General features: G+C 38.4%; 20 protein-coding genes. All 20 read right to left on the reverse strand.

Annotation, left to right across the window (positions count from 1 at the left end):
* Positions 1-71: 71 nt before the first annotated feature.
* Complete coding sequence (gene pheT / locus VRHSUH10_RS02420) at positions 72-2,516, reverse strand: phenylalanine--tRNA ligase subunit beta (protein ID WP_105089302.1); 2,445 nt, start codon at positions 2,514-2,516, stop codon at positions 72-74.
* Between the two features lie 9 nt (positions 2,517-2,525).
* Complete coding sequence (gene pheS, locus VRHSUH10_RS02425; RefSeq protein WP_105089303.1) at positions 2,526-3,548, reverse strand: phenylalanine--tRNA ligase subunit alpha; 1,023 nt, start codon at positions 3,546-3,548, stop codon at positions 2,526-2,528.
* A 36-nt stretch (positions 3,549-3,584) separates the two neighbouring features.
* Complete coding sequence (locus VRHSUH10_RS02430) at positions 3,585-4,049, reverse strand: PaaI family thioesterase (protein ID WP_024061874.1); 465 nt, start codon at positions 4,047-4,049, stop codon at positions 3,585-3,587.
* Positions 4,050-4,276: 227 nt separating this feature from the next.
* Positions 4,277-5,488, reverse strand: coding sequence for an ABC transporter permease (locus VRHSUH10_RS02435; RefSeq protein WP_105089304.1), 1,212 nt, complete (start codon positions 5,486-5,488; stop codon positions 4,277-4,279).
* Complete coding sequence (locus VRHSUH10_RS02440) at positions 5,481-6,203, reverse strand: ABC transporter ATP-binding protein (protein WP_105089305.1); 723 nt, start codon at positions 6,201-6,203, stop codon at positions 5,481-5,483. Before VRHSUH10_RS02440 ends, VRHSUH10_RS02435 begins: the two co-directional genes overlap by 8 nt.
* Before the next feature lie 12 nt (positions 6,204-6,215).
* Complete coding sequence (locus tag VRHSUH10_RS02445; protein WP_105089306.1) at positions 6,216-7,298, reverse strand: efflux RND transporter periplasmic adaptor subunit; 1,083 nt, start codon at positions 7,296-7,298, stop codon at positions 6,216-6,218.
* 166 nt (positions 7,299-7,464) lie between these two features.
* Entirely contained in the window at positions 7,465-8,379 is a 915-nt protein-coding gene (locus tag VRHSUH10_RS02450; protein ID WP_233187069.1) for an ATP-dependent 6-phosphofructokinase, read from the reverse strand.
* Positions 8,351-9,265: a shikimate kinase gene (locus VRHSUH10_RS02455; protein WP_105089308.1), complete on the reverse strand. Its 915-nt coding sequence runs from the start codon at positions 9,263-9,265 to the stop codon at positions 8,351-8,353. Before VRHSUH10_RS02455 ends, VRHSUH10_RS02450 begins: the two co-directional genes overlap by 29 nt.
* Positions 9,266-9,390: 125 nt before the next feature.
* Positions 9,391-9,819, reverse strand: coding sequence for a hypothetical protein (locus VRHSUH10_RS02460; RefSeq protein WP_105089309.1), 429 nt, complete (start codon positions 9,817-9,819; stop codon positions 9,391-9,393).
* The gene (locus VRHSUH10_RS02465; RefSeq protein ID WP_233187062.1) at positions 9,788-10,378 is read right to left on the reverse strand and encodes a fimbrial assembly protein; all 591 of its coding nucleotides are present in this window, start codon (positions 10,376-10,378) and stop codon (positions 9,788-9,790) included. The genes VRHSUH10_RS02460 and VRHSUH10_RS02465 overlap by 32 nt, the downstream gene beginning before the upstream one ends.
* Entirely contained in the window at positions 10,362-11,216 is an 855-nt protein-coding gene (locus VRHSUH10_RS02470; RefSeq protein WP_105089310.1) for a hypothetical protein, read from the reverse strand. Before VRHSUH10_RS02470 ends, VRHSUH10_RS02465 begins: the two co-directional genes overlap by 17 nt.
* 9 nt (positions 11,217-11,225) lie before the next feature.
* Entirely contained in the window at positions 11,226-11,579 is a 354-nt protein-coding gene (locus tag VRHSUH10_RS02475) for a hypothetical protein (protein WP_232013653.1), read from the reverse strand.
* Between the two features lie 34 nt (positions 11,580-11,613).
* The gene (locus tag VRHSUH10_RS02480) at positions 11,614-12,078 is read right to left on the reverse strand and encodes a hypothetical protein (RefSeq protein ID WP_105089546.1); all 465 of its coding nucleotides are present in this window, start codon (positions 12,076-12,078) and stop codon (positions 11,614-11,616) included.
* A gap of 107 nt (positions 12,079-12,185) precedes the next feature.
* Positions 12,186-12,542 carry a hypothetical protein gene (locus VRHSUH10_RS02485; RefSeq protein ID WP_105089311.1) on the reverse strand — a complete coding sequence of 119 codons (357 nt, stop codon included), beginning with the start codon at positions 12,540-12,542 and terminating at the stop codon, positions 12,186-12,188.
* Between the two features lie 7 nt (positions 12,543-12,549).
* Entirely contained in the window at positions 12,550-13,011 is a 462-nt protein-coding gene (locus tag VRHSUH10_RS02490) for a hypothetical protein (protein ID WP_039969122.1), read from the reverse strand.
* Positions 12,966-13,532 carry an A24 family peptidase gene (locus VRHSUH10_RS02495; RefSeq protein ID WP_105089312.1) on the reverse strand — a complete coding sequence of 189 codons (567 nt, stop codon included), beginning with the start codon at positions 13,530-13,532 and terminating at the stop codon, positions 12,966-12,968. The genes VRHSUH10_RS02490 and VRHSUH10_RS02495 overlap by 46 nt, the downstream gene beginning before the upstream one ends.
* Positions 13,533-13,738: 206 nt before the next feature.
* Entirely contained in the window at positions 13,739-14,185 is a 447-nt protein-coding gene (locus VRHSUH10_RS02500) for a competence type IV pilus major pilin ComGC (RefSeq protein ID WP_105089313.1), read from the reverse strand.
* Between the two features lie 52 nt (positions 14,186-14,237).
* Positions 14,238-15,413 carry a type II secretion system F family protein gene (locus tag VRHSUH10_RS02505; RefSeq protein ID WP_105089314.1) on the reverse strand — a complete coding sequence of 392 codons (1,176 nt, stop codon included), beginning with the start codon at positions 15,411-15,413 and terminating at the stop codon, positions 14,238-14,240.
* Positions 15,414-15,421: 8 nt separating this feature from the next.
* The gene (locus tag VRHSUH10_RS02510) at positions 15,422-16,441 is read right to left on the reverse strand and encodes a type IV pilus twitching motility protein PilT (protein ID WP_105089315.1); all 1,020 of its coding nucleotides are present in this window, start codon (positions 16,439-16,441) and stop codon (positions 15,422-15,424) included.
* Positions 16,425-17,435, reverse strand: coding sequence for a GspE/PulE family protein (locus VRHSUH10_RS02515; RefSeq protein ID WP_105089316.1), 1,011 nt, complete (start codon positions 17,433-17,435; stop codon positions 16,425-16,427). Before VRHSUH10_RS02515 ends, VRHSUH10_RS02510 begins: the two co-directional genes overlap by 17 nt.
* Positions 17,436-17,566: the final 131 nt, after the last annotated feature.

Consider the following 17,566-nt stretch of genomic DNA (forward strand, 5'->3'; position numbering starts at 1 on the left):
TAACTAAAGGTATAACTATAGTACTAAAAGGGTTTACCATACGGTAAACCCTTTCAATATACTGCTTACAATTAACGTAATTTGCAGTTAATTTCTGCTAATGCATCGATAATAGCTTGAATATTACCATCAATATCCTCATCATTCAACGTACCTTCCATAGAGCGGAATTGTAAGTTGTATGCAAGACTGCGGTAACCAGCTTCAATATGTTCACCTTCGTAAACGTCGAAGATAGATGCATTTTCTAAATATTCGCCACCATGCTCTTTAATGATAGATAAAATTTCACCACTAGATACGGACACAGGTGCCACAATAGCAAGGTCACGGCTAGTACCTGGGAATTTACTGAAGGATGTATAACGGAATGCTGGAATCGTTAAGGATAATACTGCTTCCAAATCGATTTCAAACATGTATACTTTGCCAGGTAAATCAAAGTTTTTGCTCACTTGTGGGTGTAATTCACCATACTGAGCAATCATTTTACCATCAACAACGTATTGAGCACTTACACCTGGATGGAAGTATGGCTCAGTGCCGCGATTAACTTCATAACTTGTAACGCCTAGTTCAGCTAACAACGCATCTACTATGCCTTTTACATCATAGAAATCTGTAGTGCGTTCAGCTTGATTCCAACCAGCTTGGTTTGCCTTGCCCATCAAGATACCACAAACCATAGGGCGTTCATGAGGTACTTCTGTCAAAGGCAACGCTTTTGGTTCATATACATTAGCTGTTTCAAACAACCAAAGATCCTTATTTTGTTGCGCAATATTGCGTTTAGCTGCTTCAATAACAGCTGGTACCAATGTAGTACGCATATAAGGGAACTCTTCGGAAATAGGGTTCAAGATTGGAATGGCAGTATAACGGCTATCCCCTTCAGGAAGCATCATGTTAGTAAGACCATCTTTATGCATGAAGCTAAATGTAATGATTTGAGTCATACCCAATTTAGCCAATGCATGAGTTACCTCTTTAGTAAGAGCTTTCTTAGGTGTCATACCACCAGAGGATAATACGGCTACCGGAATTGTAGGCTTAATATTATCGTAGTTGTAAATACGAGCTACCTCTTCAGCGATATCAGGCATTACTGTTACATCGCCGCGCCATGTTGGAACGAGGGCAGATAATTTGTCGCCGTCTTCAGTTACAACGAACTCAAGGGCAGTCAAAATACGAACCATATCGTCTTTTTCAATGTTTGTACCCAAGTAATCGTTAATTTGTTCTGCTGTGAAAGTAACTGTATGTTGCTCTACAGGATTTTTATATACATCGATAACGCCTACATCAACTTTACAAGAAGGGCAGATTTGTTGTAATAATTGCGCTGCTCTATCGATAGCATAGGCAGTGTATTTATGATTTACACCACGTTCAAAACGACCAGACGCTTCAGAACGCATGCCAAGAGTCTTAGCTGTACGGCGAATGGATGGACCATTGAATACGGCAGCTTCGAAGAGAACAGTAGTCGTTTCATTTGTCACTTCACTATCGAATCCACCCATGATACCTGCTACGCCTACTGGTCGTTCTGCGTCGGCAATGATGAGCATAGAGTCATTCAATTCGCGTTCAGAACCATCAAGGGTAACAAGAACTTCGCCATTTTTAGCGCGTCTTGCCACTAATTGATGACCTTTTACATGGTCATAGTCGTATGCATGCATAGGTTGACCAAGTTCTAACATAACGTAGTTTGTGACGTCTACTACATTATTGATAGGACGAATACCACTGTTGCGCAAACGGTTTTGCATCCACAATGGAGATGGCTCAACTTTAACATCAGTTACTACACGAGCAGTAAAACGAGTACAAAGATCATCCGCTTCGATGGATACAGATGCTTTGCCTTCAATGGACTCGCCATTTTCGTTAACCATGATAACAGGGAATAAAGCTTTTTGGTTTGTCATAATACCGAATTCACGGGATAAACCAACCATGGAGAAGCAATCTGCTCGGTTAGCAGTCAATTCAAATTCATACACTGTATCATTTAAGCCTAAAACGTCTTTTACATCAAGACCAATTGGTGTACCTTCAGGGAAAATGTAAATGCCTTGAGCTTCTTCTGGTAATACTAAATCACTAGAAATACCAAATTCCGCAACGGAGCAGAACATGCCTTCAGAAACTACGCCTCGCAATTTACCTTTCTTAATCTCTGTGCCATCAGCTAGGCGAGATTTATGGTACGCTACAGGCACGATTTGACCTACCACTACATTAGTAGCCGCTGTTACGATTTGTTTAGTAACAGGCTCACCTTCTTCAGTAAGGCATTCAACTTGGCATACTTGTAATTTATCTGCATCTGGATGCTTTGTAATCTCAACGATTTTACCAGTATAAATTTTCTTAATGCCATTATCCATAGCAATGACATCTTCTACAGGAATACCAGCTTGTGTTAATTCATCGGCCAATTCTTGAGCAGGACGATTCATATCCACAGGCACGTATTCGTTCATCCACTGTAAACTTGCTTTCATGAGTTCCTCCTAAAATTGTTCCAAGAATCGTACATCATCTTCAAAGAATAGACGTAAATCGTTAATGCCGTATAAAAGCATAGCAATACGTTCTACACCCATGCCAAAGGCAAAGCCTTTTACCTTTTCAGGATCGTACCCATTAATGCGCAATACATCAGGATGAACCATACCGCAACCCAAAATTTCAAGCCAACCTGTATGAGAGCATACACGGCAACCTTCACCACCACACATTACACAGGAAATATCTACCTCTGCAGATGGCTCTGTGAATGGGAAGAAGCTTGTACGGAAACGTACCTTTGTTTCATCACCATACATGTGACGTAAGAAGGACTCTAATGTACCTTTCAAATCAGCAAATGTAATATGCTCGTCGATGATGAGACCTTCCACTTGATGGAATACTGGGGAGTGAGTCGCATCATAGTCCCAACGGTAAACCTTACCAGGCGCAATCATACGGATTGGGCTGTTAGGCTCATGACGTTGCATTGTACGAGCTTGTACTGGAGATGTATGCGTACGCAATAAGAAGTTTTCTGTAATATAGAAGGAATCTTGCATATCACGTGCAGGATGGTCTTTAGGCAAGTTTAAGCATTCGAAGTTAAAGTAATCCTGTTCAATTTCTGGCCCCTCTTCAACGGTATACCCCATTTTCATGAAGAAGTCTTCAATCATTTCATTAACCTTAGTTAATGGATGGATATGACCAGCTTTTTGTGCACGACCTGGCAATGTAATATCGATGCGTTCTTGTTCTAAGCGAGCATTTAACTCTTCTGTTTCCATACGAGTTTTAACGGCATCAATTTCAGCCTCTAATACTTCACGAACCGCATTAACAAGAGCACCAGCCTTAGGGCGTTCTTCAGGAGATAATTTACCAAGACCTTTTAGTAATGCTGTTACCTCACCTTTTTTACCTAGATATTTTACACGTATATCTTGCAACGCTTGTTGATCAGCAGCGCCTTTGATAGCCTCAAGGGCTTCTGCCTTAAGACGTTGTAATTCTTGTTCCATTAAAGCATCCTCCTATATTTAAAAGTCTAAACTATATTATACCAAATCAGGGTTGTCTTCTTCAATAAAACGCCATGGTAATTCAGGTAATGACTTCTCTTCTAGTACAAAAAATGTACCACGTGCCAAGTGAACAAGTTCACCTAATTCATTATAGATACGTGCTGTAGCAACCATAGTTGTTTTACCATTATGCTCTACATTGGCTACACCACGCAATACAGTACCACCCTTAACAGCTTTCACATAGTTACCATTAAGATCAATAGTGCTAACAGATTTGCCCAATGTGAAACAAGCGGTCCCCATTACACTATCTGCTAAACCAATACAAACGGCACCATGTAAATCCCCTCGGAAATTACAATACTCTGTATCATTTGTTTGTAAGGTCATTTCTGCATGACCTGGTTCAACTGCTGTAATTTCAGAATCTTTTACCCAAGAAAATGGATTCTGATTTCGTAATTCGTTGAAATATTCTAACAATGTTGTAGCCATAAGGTTCTCCATTCAATATACTTACCCGTAGATTAGGTAATCTACATACCCCGTTTATTACAAATTACTTGCATGAAATGATTTAGAGCGTTCTTGCAAAAAAACTCAGTACAAACATAAAAATGGTGCGTTACATCATACATATTGTATCATGCAACGCACCATATGCGAATAACTCTATCTAATTATGTAGTATGTTCTTAAAAAAACGCATCTACAACTAAGGATTATTCATAATGTAATGCATCAATTGGATTAAGTTTAGCCGCTTTACGGGCTGGATAAATACCAAAGATCAAACCTATTGCCATAGAGAAGGCAAAGGACATTCCAATCGTTGGTATAGATATAACTGTACTCATGCCCGAAGCCATGCCAATCAGCTTAGATGAGCCTATGCCGAGTATAATCCCTATTATGCCCCCCATCAAACTGATAACAACAGCTTCGATAAGGAACTGTGTAACGATAACACTATAAGTAGCACCCAGCGCTTTACGTATCCCAATCTCTCTTGTCCGTTCAGTTACGGATACGAGCATAATATTCATAATGCCAATACCACCAACAACGAGCGAGATAGCAGCTACAGCACCAAGGAATAATGTTAATGTTCCTGTAGTTTCCTCCATAGTTTCCATGATGGAGTTCATGTTCTGAATATTGAAATCATCTAGATTAGTATCCTTGATTCCATGACGTACGCGCAACAGGTTTTCAATATCGGATTGTAAACGATCGATACCGTTTTCATCCTTACCTGTTACGTAGATCATTCGAAGATAATCAACACCTTCTACCCGTTCCATGGCTGTAGTATACGGGATAATAACCATATCATCTTGGTCATTACCCATAGCACCACTACCCTTACTATTAAGGACACCAATGATACGGAACGGAATGTTTTTAACACGAATTTCTGCACCTACTGGATCTTCATCACCAAATAGATTTTTAACAACTGTTTTACCTACTACTGCCACACGTTCACGATTCTGTACATTCTTTTCAGATAAGAAGCGACCAGATTTCATAGACCAATTGTTTACATCTAAATAGTTATAACTAACACCAGATACAGAAGTGGTCCAATTCTTATTTTGATATATTACTACATACGAACCGTTTGTCATTGGACTGGCAGCTTTCACACCATCCAATTTTGAAATAGCTTCGTAATCAGAAACCTTTAAAGACTTCATAGAGCCTGCAGAAGGTCGAACCCCTGGTGTGCGTGGTGCCCCAGGCATAACCATCAATAGATTAGATCCTAAGCTAGAGATGGAGTTTTGAATATCTTGCTTTACACCATTACCAATAGATACTAAGGCAATTACGGCAGCTACACCGATGATGATGCCTAACATGGTTAAAATGGAACGCATTTTATTAGCAATGAGGGATGCCCATGCCATTAAGAAACTCTCTTTATACATGTGGCACCTCCTGTACAGGCGTCATATTAAGATTTTGGGAATCCTCTACAATTAAACCATCACGCAATACTACATTGCGACTTGCATAGGTTGCAATTTCCGGTTCATGAGTAACAAGGATTATAGTTCGCCCTTCATCGTAAAGGCCTCTAAAAATATTCATAACATCGATAGTCGACTTGGAGTCAAGGTTACCTGTCGGTTCATCGGCCATGATGATAGCAGGATTATTAGCCAGTGCACGAGCAATAGCAACACGTTGACGTTGACCACCAGACAACTCAGATGGCAAGTGATCCATACGCTCACCAAGACCAACGGAAGATAATAGTGCCGCAGCTCGTTCATTACGCGATTTTTTATCCATCCCTGCATAAATCATAGGGAGCGCTACATTTTCTAAGGCTGTTAATTTTGTTAATAAGTTAAAACTTTGGAATACAAAGCCTATTTGTTTATTTCGTACAAAGGCCAATTCATCATCGGATAAGGTAGCTACCTCATCGCCATTAAGGCGGTATGAACCTGTCGTTGGTCTGTCTAAACAGCCAAGAATGTTCATAAAGGTAGACTTACCAGAACCAGAAGGACCCATAATAGATACGAATTCGCCTTTATTGACCTGTAAATCGATACCATGCAAAACAGGCACCGATAATTTACCATTTACATAGGTCTTCGTAATCCCTTGTATATCGATTACTGCTTGATTCATATTCACCTACTATTAGAATGGTCCACGGCTATTATTCTTAGGTGCCGTTACATCACCACTTACGATGATTTCATCACCTTCAGATAAACCTTTTAAAATTTGTACGTTAGTATCCCCAGTTACACCTGTAGAAACAGCTGTACGTACTGGTTGACCATCTTTAATAACATATACGTATTCACCTTGCTTATCTGTACGCACAGCAGTAAGCGGTACTACCAATGTGTTTTTAATATCTTCACCAAAGATGGTTGCACGAGCCGTCATAGATGGTAAGAAGTTGTTGGAAATATTTTCAGGAATTTGAACTTTTACAGTATAGTACACAACACTGTTGCTTGTAGCACCCATGTTACCTTTTGTACCTTTTGCGATTTCAGATACGTAGCCTGTGAAAGTTTCACCCGGTTTAGAGTCTACAGTAAATTCTACTTTAGCACCTTGTTTGATACTACCAATATCGGTTTCATCTACTGTTAAGTAAATTTCTAAGTTACTTAAATCTGCGATAGTAGCGATAATCATTTGTGTAGAAATACCGGTACTGATAGTTTGACCAGCTTTCAATGGAGTGCCTATAACAGTGCCAGACATTGGTGCTGTAATTGTAGCATCGCTTAAATCTGCTGCTGCGCGGTCATACGTAGATTTTGCACGTTCATAAGATGTTACAGAATCATCATAGGTTTGTTGAGCGATAGCATTTTGGTCTGCTAATGCTTTATAACGATTCATATCAAGTTCTGCCTTAGCTAATGCAGCTCGTGCATCATCTGCAGAGGCTTGTAATTGACGTGTATCAATATAAGCGATAACTTGACCAGCCGTAACTTGATCATTCTCTTTTACTAAAACTTTTTCAAGCTTACCAGCCACATTCGTAGAAACGTCTACATAATTTACAGGGTTAATAGTACCAGTTGCGCTAATACTAGTTTTTACATCACCCTTTTCTACCTTACCAGTAGTATATAAGTTTTGTGTTTGCTTAGAACCTTCGCTATGCATGTAGTAGTATGTACCACTACCAAGAACACAAAGAACAACAGCACCTGCAATAATGCGTTTACGATGCTTTTGCAAAAATTCTTTCATTATAATCTCCTTATATTAAAATGAAGATATTGGCACAACATGTATCGTTCCTAACAATACTATTAGTATTTTTAAATTATACAGTACCAATTACTTTTATGCAATATAATTTCATTAATGAATAATTGATGATAAAAGAAAATGACCCTTGCGGGTCATTACTAAATTAACTACTCAGTATAGATAATAATGTGTAGTCCTTCTCATTGATAGGGAATTCAAGGCTTTCAGCCTCGTCATAGGAAATAGCCCGAATATGACCATCAATATATCCTATTAAGCGGTTATCAGTACCATTCATCAATAACTCAATACAAGTTTCACTCATACGAGCCGCTAATATAGCATCAAATGCAGAAGGACCTCCACCGCGTTGTAAATATCCTAATACAGTCAAACTGGGATCAAATTCCGTATGCTCCTTAATAAAGGATTTTACTTCACCGCTATTATATGCACCTTCAGCAACGAGTATCACACTATATTCTTTACCACGTATCTGTGTTTCCTTTAAATGACGACATACCTCATGTAAAGGCATAGGTTTTTCAGGAACGAGTACAATTTCTGCACCACAGGCAAGGCCAGCTTTAAGAGCAATATGACCTGATTTACGTCCCATCACCTCTACAATGGCGACGCGTTCATGGGAGTTAGATGTATCACGAATTCTACCAACCGCATCAACCACAGTATTCAGAGCCGTATCAAAGCCTATCGTATATTGAGTGCCGCCCATATCATTATCTATAGTACAGGGAATCGTCATAGTAGACATACCAAGCTTAGCTAAACTCGTAGCGCCTCGCATAGAACCATCGCCACCGATAACTATAAGGTGATCAATGCTATGGGCTTTTAAAATATTGTAAGCTTTACGCTGAACATCTTCATTTTGAAACTCAGGAAAACGAGCTGTTTTTAGCATGGTACCGCCTTGAGTAATAATGCCACCCACAGAACGGTTTGCTAAAGGAACAAATTGTTCTTCCATGATACCTAAATAGCCACGTTCAATACCGAAAACTTCAAAGCCTTCATGAATGGCTTTTCTAGTTAGCGCTCTTATGGCGGCGTTCATTCCAGGTGCGTCTCCGCCGCTTGTTAGTATTGCGATTCTTCTCATATCCATTACCCCCTTGTGGTGTACGTTGTTTGGATATAGTTTCTGTCTTATTTCCTGTAACTGCTTGATTAGGTTTCTTATGTTTGCGACGTTTATCATTACCCGCTCTATAAGACGCTACCTTATTAGATAGTTCTTTTTTTAAGACTATTTGCTTAGTTTCTGTATCATTAGAAATCTGTTTATTAAAGCGTTGTGATTTAGATAAGCTAGGATTATCTAATTTATTTCTTAGAGAATTATTAAATTGTAATTCTTGAGATGGCTCTTTACCATCTCTATTATCCGTATCATTGGGTTGACGTCTTGCTTTAAATTGAACACCTGAGGTAACTAACTCATCCTCAATACGTTGCATAAAATCATAGGTCCGACCATTTGTTGTATCTAGTACAAAATCACACTGCTTATACACTGGTTTCCAGGATTGTATCATAGCATGTACAAAGGCATGAACATTGTTGTAATCCATGGTTGGCCGCTTCCCAATACGGCGATTCACACGGCTCACAATGCGAAATTGTGCAGCCCGGATACCAATGATATAAGAATATTTCTTCAATACCTTTAATGTGCGATGTTCAATGGGAAAATTACCACCTACGGAGATAACTGCTTCGTGATATAAGCAAACCTTTTTCAATACATCCATTTCTGCACGTCGGAATGCTTTTTCCCCAATTTTCTTGAATATTTCAGCAATAGGCAACCCAAAACGACTTTCTAATACACGATCGGTATCTACAAATTGCCACCCCTTGCGTTCCGCAAGATTACGACCGAAATGGCTTTTGCCACTCCCCATAGAACCGATGAGCATAATATTTCGTTTTATTATCATCTGTTATGTGCCCCTTATTATTTCATATCCTTCATTGTACTATAAAATGCAACAAAAACAAAGACAGACTATAGGATAACAATCTATAATCTGTCTCTATTAATATTACTATAAAAGAATATATATTAAGACCTCATAGTCGGTTTTACTGCACAATGTACATACACAACATTGCCTTTTCGTTCTATGTCCTCTATTTCTATACGGCGTGAAGGGTCTTTTGCTTCAACAGTATTAATCCAGTTGATTAGACGTTCTGTACTTCCTAATAAATTTAACTCTAATACACCTTCATGCTCATCAGTACTAACAATCATTAATGGTTCTCCTTGCAAAGACTCAAAAACACTAGTATTAGAACTCGTGTTCGACAGCTTATTTTCTGTAAAAGACGCTAGTAATTTTGCTTCCTTAGATGCGATATAATCTGACTCAACCTGCATTTGGATAACATAATTTTCTTGTCGTTCTTTCAAATGAGTCGCTTTGTGATCTAAGCTTATATATCCATATAGTGAGATACTAATGATGATGCCCCACACTAGTATGCTCATTACTATCTTCTCTACTGGATATGTTGTGCTCTCCTTTAGATCCTTCCATATGGAATGTATATATACCTTGATCTGCTTTAACTGTTCCATGACAATCTATTCCAATTAACCTTTGTTGAAGACTAGCTATAAATTTACGGCATGCTTCATCACTATGGCCTATACCATCTACACTAATATGTTCATCCTTTATGTTAAGGTGTTGTAAACTAATTCCTTGCTCCATAGCTATATCAAGGACATATAAAACGATAGTATTTTGAAAAATAGGTTTTTTATTTCTCCCAGAACTATTCTTAAGTATTTTATTTTTAACTGATGCTATATCCTCATACTGTTTTCCAATTGACTGATACTGCGAATTTTCCAATAGCGTCAATAGTTCTGCTTTTTCAGTCTTATACTGTTCATAACTCGACAAGCAACAACCTATTGCTATTAATCCTACTAATCCGTATACAATACTCATACCATATAGATAATAACGATATCTGTGCCATAAACTATGCCAACGTAACGATCGAGGCATTAGATTAATATATCTACCATCCCAAGCCAATCCATTTAAGCCCCCTTGCGGCCATACCAATGGCCATATCCCAATCTAATTGTCCTTGCTTACATCGATTACGACCACGTCCTAAGAATAATAATGGAATATACTCTGTTTCTCCATATATAGAAATAATAGCTTCCATATCCTTTTGTTCCTCATCGGTTAATTGATCTAACCCATACAGCTTAACCCCTTGTATTTCATCTACACCAAATTCTTGCAGTCTAGCTTCTAGCACCTCCATAGCTTCTGATACATCACTGCTACTAATAGGAACAATCCGTTCTTGTATACATATATCATTCCACCATAGCCATAAATGTAGATTATCCTTTTCTACAACACCGGTCACGGTACCACTACGCCGCATCAAGCTGTAACAAATAGGAATAGGCCAGAAATCGATTACATCCACCGGTGCATAGGTATCGCGTATACCTTGTTTTAAAAGTTCTAATGAATGACGCTCTACAGCAACCATAAACATATGGTAATTATGTCTTGGATATTCTCGACGACATGCATCCATTTGGAAACTGTCGCCATCAAAGGTAAAGTAATCCTCTACATTCCATTTGATGAACTCTTTCATATCAAAATCGTGAGGATCATAAGGCGCTACATGCATTTGTGTATCAATATTGGCTACCATGCTGTAAGCTCCATCATCTAAATCATACATTTCTATAAATTTTCTAACATCCTCATCAATAGATGCACTGCGTTTCATTTCTAGTGCATCGGTAATGACCATCATTTTATTTTCTACATGAGCTGTTACACATACAATACGTTCATCTGTAATACATACACCAGTATGTATTTTCTTTTTCCGTTTCATAGATTCACCTCAATATGGTTTTATCTTCATAACATGCATAGTATGATCTGTATCTACTGTCACATACATATGTACACGACTTACTATTTCCTGATGTTTCAATTTTCCATAACTCATAACGTGACGAGGATTGTCACGGGATGGATCGGCCTCAATGGTAATTTCTACATCCGCATCATCAGCTACAATTAGCTTTTCCTGAAAATCCCATGTATTACCAGCCTTACAGTAGCCTACAAACCAATGTGCTCCACTTTGCGCTGCATAATGAGCCTCTTCTAAATGCAATTCATCTACTGCATTACTTTCACAAATTTGACCAATACGCAGTCCCATAAAGGCCAATACTAATAGAAAGGACATTGTAAATATGGCTACATATGTAATAAACCCAGCATTATGGGCTCCCATGTTCATGACTTGTTTCCTCATTATCTTTATACCAATCATATATACTACTTTGACCTATGGCGACTTCATATATAGCTAAGCCTCCATATCCAGTAGTATATTGTTTATCACTAGTAAATCGATTTGTAATATACCAACGCATATGGACTGCTCCGCTCTCATCCATACTAAATGGATGTTCTTGTGTGTACCCAACATTTCGTTTATCCTTTGTGCCGATAATACGGCTGCCGCTAACAGGTTGTAAGCTACCATCTGTAAGCTTTCTATACAGTGCATGGCGTTGTAATGTTAGTGTAGTCCGCTTAGTGTCGTGAATATATAAGGTCCTATTTCGATCCTCTACCGTTATCGGTACAGGATTCCATATGATTTGAGCCACCACCATGCGCCGCGTATAACGACCATCCTCCATCATGGCTACGCTATCTACTAATTTTGCATTCCACATAACCCCGTAAAAAACTATGCCTAACAATAAGGTTAAAACGATAGTAGAAATAGTTATACTGATGAGTGTGGAATACAAAATAAAACCTCTTTGTGCATCATGAGTCCTCACCGTATTTCCTCCAAGTCGAGAGACAAGGTATATACAACAGATTCATTATCTATGGCCTGCACAGTTAATCGTTGTAGGACAATGCCATTTTCTACGATAGGCTCTACATGTGTTTTATAAGTAATAGATTCACTAGGACTCATAATAAATTGAGAGTTATGTATACCTTCTTGAATATGACCCATTTGATAATACATAGACTTACTTTCCTCTACATAGGTTATGGTGTCTTGTAATATATGATCCCAATAGTAAGCCTTATAGATGGTTAAGGTAGCCATCCAAAATACAGATAATATAACAGGCAAGATACACATAATAATAGCTGTTGATACTAGGGCATCTCCATACATAAAGCCCTTAGTGTACTTCTTCCCATCGAATACGTCCCGTCTGTACAGATATCCATATACGATTTCTCTCACCACTTTCTCGATCTCGTAAAATAAGTTCCGTTCCATCATAAGGTAATCCTAGAGAAGAAAAAGAGATAACCGTTAAGGGTTGTACATTTTCAATCCCTACAGGTAAGGATATATTAACTGTATGATGATGAGCATCCTCCTCTAAGGTATAGCTGTCTTTATTTAATATGAATAACATACGCCCTTTTCCATTAGATTTATGCCCAAGCATAGACCAAAGTTGAACCTTTTTTAACATATATACTACTTCTTCAGTACTTCCATTTAGAGTGTAACGGCTAGGCGTCGTTACAATAGGCAAAGACATAGAAATAAGAAGTAAAAATAAACTAATCGCAATAATCCACTCAGCTAACAAAGAACCGTATTGATGATGTACAGGTTGTGCCTTAACCATTGGTACAACACCTCCATATAGGATCCGCCATGTAAGGCACACCAACCACCAAAGCATAGAAAGGGACCAAATGGAATGTATCGATTACGATAGCTTGTTAGTAAGAGATAGAGAGAACCAACACAAAAGGCTACGTAAAAGAAACATACAATCTCCCAGGGCGTAAGCCACATGGCAATAGCAGAAAACCATTTCACATCGCCTAGTCCAAAACCTTTATGACTCATAAGACGAAGTCCATATGTAATAGCACCTACACTCATAACACTTATAATCGTTATAAGCATAGACTTATCATTTATAAAGCTATACACGATACCACCTAAAACAAGCACTAACGCCCCTTCATCAGGCAATATATAGTAATGCATATCGATGGTAGCACCTGCTATGATGATGAGTGAAAATACAGCATACAAAGCAACGTGAATAAAGGATATTGCTCGTGATGAAATTATAATAGGCAATACAATGGATGCTATATACACGATCAGTGCTATAACGTAATGAGTCCCTTTCATACCTTGTCCTTCCATAAAATCAACTGTACATATATTAATGTAAATATAACTACTGTATAGCTATTAATATAACTACATATGTATATGCAAATAAAAATCTACATTCCAATCATCAATCCATGCACATTAACTATTAAGACTTAAATATTAAGTATTAAATATTAAGTATTAAATATTAAGTACTAAATACTAGATAGCGCTTAGGTTTAAGGTGCATCAGGGGCTTTAACTACAACTGCCTTCGCAGTACCACCATTAACCGCTTCATAAGTAATGGTATATTCCTTATCTTTTGCAGTTTTAACATGTTCTGTAAGATAGCCTTCTTTATATAAATTTTCCACAGTTGGCGGTGTATCTACATTCTTGTCAATCATATAGAGCTGCGTTGCATTTTTAATAATTTGAATATCTGCTGTTTCCTTCGCAGTTCGTGCTCGATCTGCAGCCGATAGAAATTGTGGCATTGCAATAGCCGCTAATATAGCGATAACTGCTACGACAACCATCAATTCTACTAGAGTAAATCCACCTTTTCTCGATTTTTTAAGGTTTTCTCGAACATGATTAATTTGTAGATGGTTTACAATCCATTGACTACATATTTCTAATCTATGATTTAATCCATTAACTAGGTGCATAACAGAACTCATAATATCCTCCTTTTATCATTATTAATTCTGTAAAATAGCTTGATAACAATGCCTACTGCCCTCCCAATTTAGCAATAGACGTGAACAACGGATACATAACAGATACAACCAATACGGCTACACCGATTCCCATCAAGGTCAGTAATATCGGTTCTAATAGTCTCTCAAGACGGGCAATATATTTTGAAAGTATAGATTCATAATAATGTCCACAATGTTCTAACATCTTTACGAGTTCCCCACTTTCTTCTCCAATAGAGATCATTTGCCATATAAAGGAATTTCCAATATTCTCCGTTCTCAGACTCTCTTCAAAAGAATGGCCTGATAATAATTTTGCCTCTACCTTTTCACTACATTCGGCACCATATATATTGCCCCATAAAGGTCTTGTAATATTCATAGTGTGAATAATAGAAATTCCAGAATCTAACAAAAGCGCCCAAACTTTTAACATACTTGTATAGTAAATGCAGGTCATCCATTGGTATCGGTGAGCCAACTGCCAAAGCCAACGATGTACTTTGCGTTTTATACTATGTTGATGATATGCAAAGACCATAGCCCCTAGGCCTACACAATGCAGAATAACAACCACTATGGGATGATTCTTTAGCCCTTGTCCTAATGCAAAGAGGGCTCGTGTCATCACTGGTAATGTAATATGCATGGTAGTAAAAACCTTTTCAAAGGATGGAACGATAAACAAAATGGTAACAAGAAAAAAGATATTCATTAATACAAGTAAAAATAATGGATAGGAAATAGCACTGATAACCTTTTGCCGTACCTGTCGCTCCCAATCATAGTGACGTGATATATATTGCAAGCTTTCTCCTAATGTACCTGCAGCCTCTCCACTTTCTAGTAAAGCCAGTGCAATGGCAGGACAACCTTCACTTCGCAATGCTTGAGACAAAGTTTGACCACGCTCAATCGATTCATATAAGGCTGTATACAAAAGGCCTCTTTTCCCTTGACATAGTAACTGTAATGCGCGTCGTAAAGGCACGCCAGATTCGATGAGTAGTCCTAATTGGTAGGTTACATCTACTACCATGGCATGATTCCACTTATGTTTCTTCTTATTTACTTGTAAAGTAATTTTATAAATCTTATATCCATCTCGCTTTAACCGTGTACCGACCTCCTGTTCTGAATCCGCCCATATTAAACCTTTGATCGTTTCATTATTCTTATCTTTTACGACATATTCATAAGCCTCCATACCTTCACCTACGATAATTGTTGATCTAATAATGTATGTAGTTGTTGCTGAGAGCCATATTGTACCTTCGCATCTCGTACGGCCATCTCTAGTGTTTTCATAGGTAGTTGTGTTTCTTGAATAGAAATGATTTGTGGTTCCTTACGAGTACGTATCAAATTCGCTACCGCATGCGTGTTTAGCAAAATATCACGGATGGTAATGAACTTTTTATTCCATCTAAGGAGCCGTTGACATATAACTGCACGTAGTACTTGTGATATTTGACTACGCACCTCCTCTTGTTGTTCACCAGGGAATAATGAAATCATACGGTGAACAGCCATTACAGCCCGCTGTGTATGCATAGTTGCCATCACAAGATGACCTGTTTCAGCTGCATGAAGTGCAGCCTCTAAGGTTTCACGATCTCGAAGTTCCCCCACCATAATGACATCTGGATCCTCCCTCAATGCATCTCGAATACCATCAGACATAGACTTAATATCTGCACCTAATTGGCGTTGATGAATTAACGATTTCTTAGGTTTAAACTCAAATTCGATGGGGTCTTCTAAGGTGATGATATGGCGCTCCATTGTTTGATTTATATAATCAATACAGCAAGCTAAGGTAAAACTTTTACCACTGCCTGTAGGACCACAAACGAGCAATAAACCATCATGAGATTCGCATAATTTTTGTAGGAGTTGACCTTCACTATTATCATCCAGTTTAAGTCGTTGATGACACAATAAGCGCAATGTGCCACATATAGTTTGATTAGCTCGATACAGATGAACACGAATACGTACACCACAACAGGAACAAGCTTCATCAAGAGATTGCCATTCATACGATGCTATACCACAACGTCTCAAAATATCTTCAATCAACGTAGTGGTACATACAAATTGAGTGGCCTTTAATCCATCACCATGTCTCAAATAGATAGGCTCACCACATTGTAGATGAATATCTGTTGATGATAAGTGTATAGCCTCTTCAACAATGATTTCTAAACTTTCACTATTACAGCATGAGTCCACAACGATGCACCTCCTCTATAGATGTAACATGTTGATCTACGGCCTCACGGGCAGAATCTTCTAAGGACAGTAATACATGTGCCTCTAATTGATCCCACTGAGCCGAATTCGCAGGTATCTCTAAATATTCAAACAGAGCCGTCCGCCCGTGATACGATGTACCATCAAATTTTCTGACTAGACGCTGTGCAATAGCACCCATTAAGGTGGCGCGTATTAAATACGGTTCTACCCCCATATCCATGAGCCGTGTTACAACGCCTATAGCTGTATTAGTATGAATGGTGGATAATACGCGATGACCGGTTAATGCTGATTTAACAGCCAGCTCTGCTGTCTCCTTATCACGAATCTCACCGATCATAATCGTATCTGGATCTTGCCGTAGCACAGACCTTAATCCCTTTGCAAAGGTAAATCCGATTTTTTCGTTAATACCAATTTGGATAGCCCCTTTAATTTCTGCCTCTACAGGATCTTCAAGGCAAATAAGTTTGGTTTCCTCTAAATTTAACATGCGTAGCATCGCATATAAGGTGGCAGTCTTGCCGCTTCCCGTAGGTCCACAGATAAGTAACAATCCATAAGGACGTTTTAATAGCTGTTCAATATGATCAAAAATATCTGCACGCATACCTAACGCTTTTAGATCTTTATGACTTCCTTCGTTACCCATAAGCCGACAGACTAATGTCTCACCATATAGACTAGGCAATGTGGATACGCGCATTGTTACCGATGTATCCTTATGACTCCATGCCCAACGACCATCTTGAGGCAATCTCTTTTCACTAATATCTAACGTACTACATACCTTGATACGGTTAATAATAAGTTCTGCCTCTTCGTTTGATACCGTCATATGCGTTTGTAACAATCCATCTTGTCGTAATCTAATTTGTACACCACTTTTAGTAGGATCAAAGTGAATATCGCTGACATGATGCTCTAATGCATACAGAATAATATCGTCTAATGTTACATCTACATACATGGTCACCTCCTATACCTTGCAGTATGTTTTTACCTCACACTAGCGTATGGCGTTATATGGTTCGACATCACATCTTTAATTCCTCTTTTATTTTTGAAAATCCACGAAGCGAAAACTTTTGTATTATAGGC

This window comes from Veillonella sp. T11011-6 (assembly GCF_002959755.1).
Taxonomy (GTDB): Bacteria; Bacillota; Negativicutes; order Veillonellales; family Veillonellaceae; genus Veillonella.

Excerpts from the sequence above, each read along its gene's own strand:
- VRHSUH10_RS02515 (WP_105089316.1), bottom strand. The coding sequence starts at position 17,435 with ATGTATGTAGATGTAACATTAGACGATATTATTCTGTATGCATTAGAG.
- VRHSUH10_RS02455 (WP_105089308.1), bottom strand. The coding sequence starts at position 9,265 with ATGATAATAAAACGAAATATTATGCTCATCGGTTCTATGGGGAGTGGC.
- VRHSUH10_RS02440 (WP_105089305.1), bottom strand. The coding sequence starts at position 6,203 with ATGAATCAAGCAGTAATCGATATACAAGGGATTACGAAGACCTATGTA.
- VRHSUH10_RS02430 (WP_024061874.1), bottom strand. The coding sequence starts at position 4,049 with ATGGCTACAACATTGTTAGAATATTTCAACGAATTACGAAATCAGAAT.
- VRHSUH10_RS02435 (WP_105089304.1), bottom strand. The coding sequence starts at position 5,488 with ATGTATAAAGAGAGTTTCTTAATGGCATGGGCATCCCTCATTGCTAAT.
- VRHSUH10_RS02500 (WP_105089313.1), bottom strand. The coding sequence starts at position 14,185 with ATGAGTTCTGTTATGCACCTAGTTAATGGATTAAATCATAGATTAGAA.
- pheT (WP_105089302.1), bottom strand. The coding sequence starts at position 2,516 with ATGAAAGCAAGTTTACAGTGGATGAACGAATACGTGCCTGTGGATATG.
- VRHSUH10_RS02475 (WP_232013653.1), bottom strand. The coding sequence starts at position 11,579 with ATGTCCTTTCTATTAGTATTGGCCTTTATGGGACTGCGTATTGGTCAA.
- VRHSUH10_RS02460 (WP_105089309.1), bottom strand. The coding sequence starts at position 9,819 with ATGAGCATACTAGTGTGGGGCATCATCATTAGTATCTCACTATATGGA.
- VRHSUH10_RS02485 (WP_105089311.1), bottom strand. The coding sequence starts at position 12,542 with ATGTATGGAGATGCCCTAGTATCAACAGCTATTATTATGTGTATCTTG.
- VRHSUH10_RS02445 (WP_105089306.1), bottom strand. The coding sequence starts at position 7,298 with ATGAAAGAATTTTTGCAAAAGCATCGTAAACGCATTATTGCAGGTGCT.
- VRHSUH10_RS02470 (WP_105089310.1), bottom strand. The coding sequence starts at position 11,216 with ATGAAACGGAAAAAGAAAATACATACTGGTGTATGTATTACAGATGAA.
- VRHSUH10_RS02505 (WP_105089314.1), bottom strand. The coding sequence starts at position 15,413 with ATGGAGGCTTATGAATATGTCGTAAAAGATAAGAATAATGAAACGATC.
- VRHSUH10_RS02450 (WP_233187069.1), bottom strand. The coding sequence starts at position 8,379 with ATGAACGCCGCCATAAGAGCGCTAACTAGAAAAGCCATTCATGAAGGC.
- VRHSUH10_RS02480 (WP_105089546.1), bottom strand. The coding sequence starts at position 12,078 with ATGTGGAATGCAAAATTAGTAGATAGCGTAGCCATGATGGAGGATGGT.
- VRHSUH10_RS02495 (WP_105089312.1), bottom strand. The coding sequence starts at position 13,532 with ATGAAAGGGACTCATTACGTTATAGCACTGATCGTGTATATAGCATCC.
- VRHSUH10_RS02490 (WP_039969122.1), bottom strand. The coding sequence starts at position 13,011 with ATGGTTAAGGCACAACCTGTACATCATCAATACGGTTCTTTGTTAGCT.
- pheS (WP_105089303.1), bottom strand. The coding sequence starts at position 3,548 with ATGGAACAAGAATTACAACGTCTTAAGGCAGAAGCCCTTGAGGCTATC.